Below are 7817 nucleotides of genomic sequence, written 5' to 3' on the forward strand. Positions count from 1 at the left end.
TTCGCACGACGCACTCCGCACTCGGTAGCATTCGCACGCCAGGCACGACCCAATCCGCAGTACCCCGGAGCAGCCCATGGATCTCACAACCAAATATCTCGGCCTCGACCTCAAGAACCCCATCGTCCCGTCCGCGTCACCGCTGTCGAAGAGCGTCGATCAGTGCAAGAAGCTCGAAGACGCCGGTGCCGCGGCCATCATCATGTACTCCCTGTTCGAGGAGGCCATCAACGCCGACACGGAGACCATGAACCGTTTCCTGAACCAGCAGGACACGGGCTTCGCCGAGGTGGAGGACGGCTTCCTGCCGAACTGGGAGGACTTCAGCACCGGGCCGGAGCAGTATCTGGACAACCTGCGCCGGCTGAAGGAGGCGCTGGACATCCCGGTGATCGCGAGCCTGAACGGTGTCACGCCGTCGGGCTGGGTGGAGCACGGCAAAGAGCTGGAGCAGGCCGGCGCCGACGCGCTGGAGCTCAACGTCTACTACGTTGCCGCCGACATCGACCAGCCGGGGAGCGTCGTCGAGGAGCGCTATGTCGAGATCCTGCGCACCCTCAAGAACGCCATCTCCATCCCCATCAACATGAAGCTCTCGCCGAGCTTCAGCTCCGTCGGCAACATGGTGCAGCGGCTGGCCGCCGAGGGCGCGAACGGTGTCTCGCTGTTCAACCGCTTCTACCAGCCGAACATCAACATCGACAATCTGCGCCTGGAACCGAGCCTGCACCCGTCGACCTCGGCGGAGGCGCTGCTGGCGATGCGCTGGATCGCGATCCTGTACGGGCGCATCGATAACCTGTCGCTCGGCGCCACCGGCGGCATCCACACGCCTGAAGACGCCATCAAGCTGCTGCTCGCCGGCGCCGACGTGGTCCACCTGTGCAGTACCCTGCTCAAGAACGGCGCGGGCCAGGCCGGTGTCGTGCTGCAGGGCATCGAGGCGTGGATGGAGCAACAGGGCTTCGAGTCCGTGGCGGACTTCCGCGGGCGCGTCAGCGCACTTGCCGTGCCGGAGCCAGCGCAGTTCGAGCGCGCCAACTACGTCAACATCATCGACAGCTACAGCTTCGCGCCCGGCGTGATGGTCTAGCAACGCATCAAGGGCCACTGCAATGCCGCGCGTCGACGGTGGGTAGGCAGCTCTTGTGGGAGCGGCACTCTTGGTGCCGCGACCGGCAGCGAGGCAGCCCACCACGCCCGAGCAACCGCCAAGCGGCAGGCAGACCCGCGGCCATGATCGCGCCACAAAAGGCAGTGGCGCTCCCACGCCGGCGCGCCTGGAACAGCCGTTGTGGCGATCGGGCCGACGAAGGAGGCCCGACAAACAGGCGGTGAGGTCGCGCGCAGTGTCGGGCTTCGTTCCTCAGCCCGACCTACAACGCATTCTTTTCCAGTCTCGAAACGCAGTCCGCCGATGGGCGTCGGCGCATGTCGCCTCGCTCATCCGCCCTGCGGGCGTTGGCGTGGTTCCGGCATCGTTGCTTGGCAGGCGCCGCGCTGAGGGCCCGCCTCACCAGCTCCAGTCATCGACGTTGCCGGCGCGGCATTGGGCCGGCACGTAGGGCATCCGCTCGGCCTCCTCGTTGACAATGCAGCGAACCCGGATGCCGCCCCCCGCGGGCTTGATCTGGAAGTGCAGACCGATGTCCACGGGGGTCTTGGACCGGAGCACCAGGACGTAGCCGTACGGGAGCTTCGGTTGATACTCGACGTCCGTCCAGATGTCGCTCTCGAGGCCGAACACCTCCTGGTAGCTGCCGGAATCCCCGTCATAGGCTGTGCCACTCGCTCCCGGCAGGCCAAGCTCACTGAAGTTCGCGGGCAGTACCCCTGCGGTGGCATAGAACTCGGCGATGCGCGCCTTCAAGGCGCCGAACTGCGCATACCCGTCCATCGACTCCGCGCGGCGGACGAACTGCGCATAGCCGATGGACGCGACGGTGGCCAGCACGCCAATGATCGCCACAACGATCATCAGCTCCACCAGCGAAAAGCCGCGTTGCCGTCGATAGCGGCGCATTCGTCTGCCCCGTACGCGTCGAGGGAATCGCGGCAATTCGGGGCCTGCACGGCGCTGGCCTGGCCCCGCTGCCGCTCTCATGTGATCAAGATCACCCAGTGCGCCGGCAGCCGGAAGCCCGGCGTAATGCGCGCTTCGCCCGTGGGACAGCCGCCGAGCTGGCGGCAGGCTTCCAGCAGTTCCGGCCCCGCCGCGCGATGAATGGCACCATCGACGCCGCCGCCGCCGAGCAGCGAGCTGTTGGCGGCGTTGACGATGGCGTCCACGTCGAGCTTGGTGATGTCGGCGATCAGGATCTCGGGCTCAGGCATTGGTCGATCCTCGGGCTGTCACCGAGATCTCGCAATGCCCGGCTGTCGCCGCGTACGCCAGGGCCACGCTGCGGACCGCCACGGGTTGCTCGTCATCGCCCCTTGCGCTTCGGACAGCTCTTGCAGCGCTTCTCCTTCTTGTACTTCTCGCAGCACTTGTCCTTCTTCTTGCTCACGATGCACCTCGCGGGGAGAACACCCCTCTCGTGTGGGAGTCAGGCACCCGCGCCCGGCGCCGCTGTTTGCCCCATGGTCTTGGCGGTGGCGCCGAGCTCGTTGTCGATCATCAGCAGTCCTTGGCCCTGGTCGCCGAACAGGCGCAGGCGACCGATGATGTCGTTCACCGTAGCCTCCTCCTCGATCTGCTCGGTGACGAACCAATGCAGGAAAATGTTGGTGGCATGGTCCTTCTCCGACAGCGCCAAGTCCACCAAATCGTTGATGGCTGCCGTCACCGAGCGCTCGTGGGCAAGGGTCTCCTCGAACACGGCCATGACCCCCTCCGGCGCGGCTGGCGGAGCGGCCACCGCGGTGAGCTCGACGGCAGCGTCCTGGTCCAGCAGGTAACGGTACATCTTCAGCGCGTGCACCATCTCCTCACCATGCTTGGCCATGAACCAGGCGGCGGTGCCCTTGAGGTTGATGCGCTCGGCATGGGCGGACAAGGACAGGTACAGGTAGGCGGAGTACAGCTCGCGGTTGATCTGCTCGTTCATCCGCGTGCACATGGCTTCGGAAATCATGGCAACAGCTCCGGGTTGGCACTGGACTGCGGTCGGCGACGCCGTGGCGTCTCACAGGGCTGCAAAGTTGACAATGGCGGGACAGTTTTCAAGCCGAGCGCCATCGCGGTACACGTCGACACCGCCTTGGTCGCTATACTTCGCGCCGCCGACATGGGTATCACCAGGCAAGCATCAGATGATCGAGATCGAATACATCGTCAAAGACCGCAACGGAGTCGAGAGATTGCGCACCGCCGACAAGAAGGCCGCCGATGCCTACGACAGGGTGCTGGAAAACGCCGACCGCCTCGCGCAGCTACTGCGCAACGACGCCGTCCTGCCGACGCTCGGTGACGGTCAGCTCGAAGAGCTGACCATCTACCTGGCGCGCAACGCCAAGACCGTCGAGCGCATCCTGAAGGGCAAGGAGCCGGCGCCGCCTCCCGAGACCGACACGGCCGAGAAGACGACGCCCGCCGATGTGACCCCGCTGAAGGCGGCCGGCTGACGCGATAAGCCCAGAGACCGTGGTCGGTAAGCCGTTGATTTTCGAGTTACGCTATCGCTAGCCCGATCTGCACCGAATACTTTCACGGTCTCTGCGCTCATCTACCCTGGACGCCACGAGCGGCAAGTGGACGCGACGGCCATGTCAGAGATTAACGGGCCTGGCGCACCCGCGCCAAGACTGCGGGTCGCCATCGCCGGCGCCAGCGGCTTCATCGGCACCGCGCTGGCGCCGCTGTTGGCCGCCCGGCACGAGGTACTGGCGCTGACGCGCTCACCGGCGCGGGCGGCGGCGCCGTGCTCCGTACCCGGACTCACCTGGCGGCATTGCGACCTCTTCTCGACCCCAGACCTGCAAGCTTCCCTGGCGGGCATCGACGTGGCGGTATACCTGGTGCACTCCCTGGCGCCGTCGTCACGGCTCACGCAGGCCAGCCCCCGCGACATGGACTTAGTGCTGGCGGACAACTTCGCTCGTGCCGCGGCGGCCAACGGGCTCAGGCAGATCGTGTTCGTCAGCGGCGTGATGCCGCGCAGCTTCCGCTTCTCCCCGCTGCTGTGGAGCCGGCGCGAGGTGGAGATGGTGCTGGGCTCACACGGCACCCCGGTGACGGCACTGCGCGCGAGCCTGGTGGTCGGGCCCGGCGGCACCGGCCCCAAGCTGCTGCTGGACCTGGTGCGCCGACTGCCGGTGCTCGCGCTGCCGCCGTCGGCGCGCTCGCTCACCCGGCCCATTGCCCTCGGCGACCTGATACGCGCCATCCTGCGCTGTCTCGGGCGGCCGGAGCGCTACACCGGCGCCTTCGACATCGGTGGCGCGGAAGAACTGAGCTACGAGGACATGCTGCGCCAGACTGCGCGGGTGCTCGGACTCAGGCGCGTCTTCCTGCGCGTGCCGCTGCTGCCGAACACCCTGGCCGCGCTGACGGCACGGGTCGTCAGCGATGCGCCAGCACCGATGGTGGGTGCCATCGTGGAAAGCCTGCCGCAAGACACCGTCATGCGGGACAATCCGCTGCAACAGGCCATTGCGCCGGATGCCATTGGCTTCGCCGATGCCCTGGGCGCGAGCCTCGACCCGGCCACCGGTCGCCTGAAACGCAACCCACGCGAGCACATCCGCGACCGGGACACGGACCTGATGCGCGAGCAATCCCTCGTGCGCTCCATTCAGCGCGTCATCCTGCCGCCGGGCGAGGACGCCGCCTGGGTGGCCGGCAACTATTTCCGCTGGCTCGGCCAATGCTGCTGGCCGCTGGTACGAACCCGCATCGACGATGCCCACAACGTGGAGGTCTGGGTGCGCACGCTGCCGCTGAAGCTGCTGGCGCTGACCCATGAGCCAACGGTGAGCACGCCGGACCGGCAAGTCTACGCCATCAGCGGCGGGCTGCTCGCCAGGCGCAGCGGCGCCGGCCGTCCGCGCTTCGAGTTCCAGACCCTGTTGGACGGCCGCTACACCATGACCGCCATCCACGACTACGCGCCCGCCCTGCCCTGGTATGTCTACATCCTCACCCAGGCCGTCGGTCACATCCTGGTGATGCGCCGCTATCAGCGGCGGCTGGCGCGGCTTGCCCGGTGACCGCACACGAGGGCGAATGCTGAGTAGTTCTGAGTCCTGCGCAAGGCGCGGCTTGCACCACACGAGCCGCCTGGAAGCCGGCGCTCCCGAATCAGGCGCCGATCTTCTTGAGCCGCACGCCGGCGCGCAGCCGCTCCTCCAGGTCTTCCAGAGACACGCGCTTGGTCTCCGGCGCGAACAGAAAGACGAGCCCCAGGCCCACGACGCAGCAAGCGGCGAAGCCATAGAAGAGGATGGCGCCGCCGATCTGGTGCAGGATGATCTCGCTGTACTGGACGACGATTGCGGTGAAGATCCAGTTGGCGATGGTGGTGACGGTGACGCCCAGCTCGCGGCCCTCCAGTGGAAAGATCTCGGCGCACATGATCCAGACCACGGGGCCAAGGGAGATGGCGAAGGCGCAGATGTAAGTAAGGATGGCGCCCACCATCATCACCTGGCCGAGGTCGCCGAGGTCGCCGCCGGCGGCCTCGTAGCGGAACACCGTGGCTACCGCGAACAGCATCAGGGCCATGACGATGAGGCCGAAATATAGGATCGGCTTGCGTCCCCAACGGTCCACGAAGGCTACCGCCAAGATGGTGGTCAGCATATTGACGAAACCGACGATGACCGTGGCCACCGCCGCATTAGCGATGCCCGCCTTGCCGAAGATCTCGGTGGAGTAGTAGATCACCGAGTTGATGCCGGAGAGCTGCTGCAGCGCCTGCAGCGAGACCCCAAGCAGCAGCACCTTCCAGAAGAAGCCCTTGCCGAAGAGGTGCAGCGCCTTGCGGTCCGCCTGCGCCAGGCTCGCCTGCATCTCGTTGAGCTCGGCGTTGATCTCCTCGTGGCTGGCCCGGGTGCTGTGCAGCACCTCCCGCGCCTGCTCCGGGCGGCGCTTCAGCATCAGCCAGCGCGGACTGCGCGGCAGCGAGAGCCCAGCGAGCAGCATGACGATGGCGGGGATGGAGATGATGCCCAGCATCAGCCGCCAGGATTGATGCTGGCCGCCGAGGGCGAACTGGATGCTGGCGTTGGACACGAACACCAGGAAGATGCCGATGGTGATCATCAGCTGATACATGGCGATGACGCCGCCGCGCATGTGCGTCGGCGCGATCTCGGACAGGTACAGCGGCACCACGAAGGCGGCGGTGCCAACGGCCAGCCCCAGCAGGATGCGGCTGCCGAGCAGCACCTCGTAGCTCTGCGCGAAGGCGCCGACAATGGTACAGGTGGCAAAGGCGAGCGCCGCGAGCAGGATGGTGTTCTTGCGCCCGAAGCCGCGCGCCACCCAGCCGGCGATAAAGGCCCCCACCGCCGCCGCCCAGGCGAGCACGCCGGAGAAGAAGGCCGCCTGGTCCGTGCTCAGCCCGAGGTCCACGCGAATCAGCGGCAGCGAGCCGTTGATGAAGCCCTGGTCAAGGCCGAACAGCAGCCCGCCCAGGGCACCGATGAAGGCGACGATGGCCACCTTGCGCACGATGTGGGGCGCGTCTTCGTAGTGCTCGGAAAAGTCTCGATTGCTGGTCATTGTTATGTCCTCCCCGGCGGGTGTTGCCCGGCCTTGCCGGCTGGCGGTGCCGCTGCCGGCACGACGCCAAAGCCACAGGCCGAAAATCAGAGCTTAGCTGAAGACCTTGCGGCCGGAGCGGCGGCTCACCCCCTTCACCCCCCGACTTGGCGCCAGGTCTCGGGCCCCGGGAAGTTCGCGCCACCTTTCTGCACCCGGCGAACGAGCAGATACGCGTTACAGCGTCGATCATGAACTCGTCCGCCGCCGTGGGAGCACCGTCCTCGGCGCGATGTGCGTCCAATCGCAGCGGGGCGTCGCTCCCATGGGGTCATGACTCTGGACAGACTTACTCAACGTAGCGAACGTTGTATCAGTCGCATGCGTACCTGCGGCGTCCTGAAGAGGCACTACGAAACACGCGAAAAGCGCAGCGGGGCGCTCCAGCGCGTTGTCACGCCGTGAGCAGCCGTGCCACCGGGCAGCGCGGGCACGGTTGCCGATCAGGTTCCCGCGGCGCAGCAGTTTGCGGCCGCCAGTTTCCAGGGCCGTCGCCAGCGGCCAAAGCGCAGCAGCACGGCATCTCCCGATTCGCAAGGCTCGACCCCGCAGGAGCCGCACCACCGCCGCTGCGCCGCCCGATCAGAAAGGCATCGGCCACGCTTAGCACAGCCCCCGTGTCTACGCGGACCGGCACTTCGTGGGCGACCATGGCGTTAGTCACCTCCACCAGCTCACCGATGTCGCCGTGCGGAAAGACGACAACCAGACACCTCCAACCCGCTGATGTTCCTATTTGCTCAACATCACCGATCGTCGCGCACCCTTATCATTGTCGCGGTGTTGCCCCATTCACGCAGAGAGCCTGGGTCGTCGTACAACCGCAGGAGCATTTCGTGCGGGCAGACGTCATGCTGATCGGGGCGTGAACCAGCGGGGCTCCAGGTAGGCGCACACCGAACGACACAGGGGGCTCCTCCCCAGGGCAATCGCATCAGATTGTTACGATATACTTTTAGACTCGGCCTGAAAAAAGCGCCACACTTCACTGAAGGCAAAGATATTGTGGAGTTCTGCGCGTGTCCGTCGAAACAACCCCGATTCCTGGCGAGCAATCGCTTGTCGCGGCCTTTGCCACGCTGGAGGACCCGCGCTGTCCGGTCAACCGGCG

At 66.2% G+C, this 7817-nt stretch carries 6 protein-coding genes and 1 pseudogene; 3 read left to right on the forward strand and 4 right to left on the reverse strand.

What is annotated here, in order from left to right; all coding sequences use genetic code 11:
• Positions 1 to 76 precede the first annotated feature (76 nt).
• Positions 77 to 1093: a dihydroorotate dehydrogenase-like protein gene (locus LJE69_RS13245; RefSeq protein ID WP_296925788.1), complete on the forward strand. Its 1017-nt coding sequence runs from the start codon at positions 77 to 79 to the stop codon at positions 1091 to 1093.
• A gap of 420 nt (positions 1094 to 1513) precedes the next feature.
• Here LJE69_RS13245 and LJE69_RS13250 read toward each other — a convergent pair whose 3' ends face one another.
• The 3 genes and pseudogenes from LJE69_RS13250 to LJE69_RS13260 form a co-directional block, all read right to left on the reverse strand.
• Positions 1514 to 2023: a type IV pilin protein gene (locus LJE69_RS13250; RefSeq protein WP_296925790.1), complete on the reverse strand. Its 510-nt coding sequence runs from the start codon at positions 2021 to 2023 to the stop codon at positions 1514 to 1516.
• A gap of 89 nt (positions 2024 to 2112) precedes the next feature.
• Positions 2113 to 2334: pseudogene (locus LJE69_RS13255) on the reverse strand (macro domain-containing protein); the annotation flags it as partial.
• Between the two features lie 215 nt (positions 2335 to 2549).
• Positions 2550 to 3077: a ferritin gene (locus LJE69_RS13260; protein ID WP_296925792.1), complete on the reverse strand. Its 528-nt coding sequence runs from the start codon at positions 3075 to 3077 to the stop codon at positions 2550 to 2552.
• 178 nt (positions 3078 to 3255) lie between these two features.
• On the opposite strand from LJE69_RS13260, the gene LJE69_RS13265 reads away from it, so the two are divergent.
• Together LJE69_RS13265 and LJE69_RS13270 are read left to right on the forward strand one after the other, a co-directional pair.
• Positions 3256 to 3567 carry a YebG family protein gene (locus LJE69_RS13265; RefSeq protein ID WP_296925794.1) on the forward strand — a complete coding sequence of 104 codons (312 nt, stop codon included), beginning with the start codon at positions 3256 to 3258 and terminating at the stop codon, positions 3565 to 3567.
• Between the two features lie 141 nt (positions 3568 to 3708).
• Complete coding sequence (locus LJE69_RS13270) at positions 3709 to 5151, forward strand: NAD(P)H-binding protein (RefSeq protein WP_296925795.1); 1443 nt, start codon at positions 3709 to 3711, stop codon at positions 5149 to 5151.
• Positions 5152 to 5242: 91 nt separating this feature from the next.
• Here LJE69_RS13270 and LJE69_RS13275 read toward each other — a convergent pair whose 3' ends face one another.
• Positions 5243 to 6667 carry a sugar porter family MFS transporter gene (locus LJE69_RS13275; RefSeq protein WP_296925798.1) on the reverse strand — a complete coding sequence of 475 codons (1425 nt, stop codon included), beginning with the start codon at positions 6665 to 6667 and terminating at the stop codon, positions 5243 to 5245.
• Between the last annotated feature and the right edge of the window lie 1150 nt (positions 6668 to 7817).

Source organism: Thiohalocapsa sp. (assembly GCF_022340605.1).
In the GTDB taxonomy this organism is placed as follows: Bacteria; Pseudomonadota; Gammaproteobacteria; order Chromatiales; family Chromatiaceae; genus Thiohalocapsa.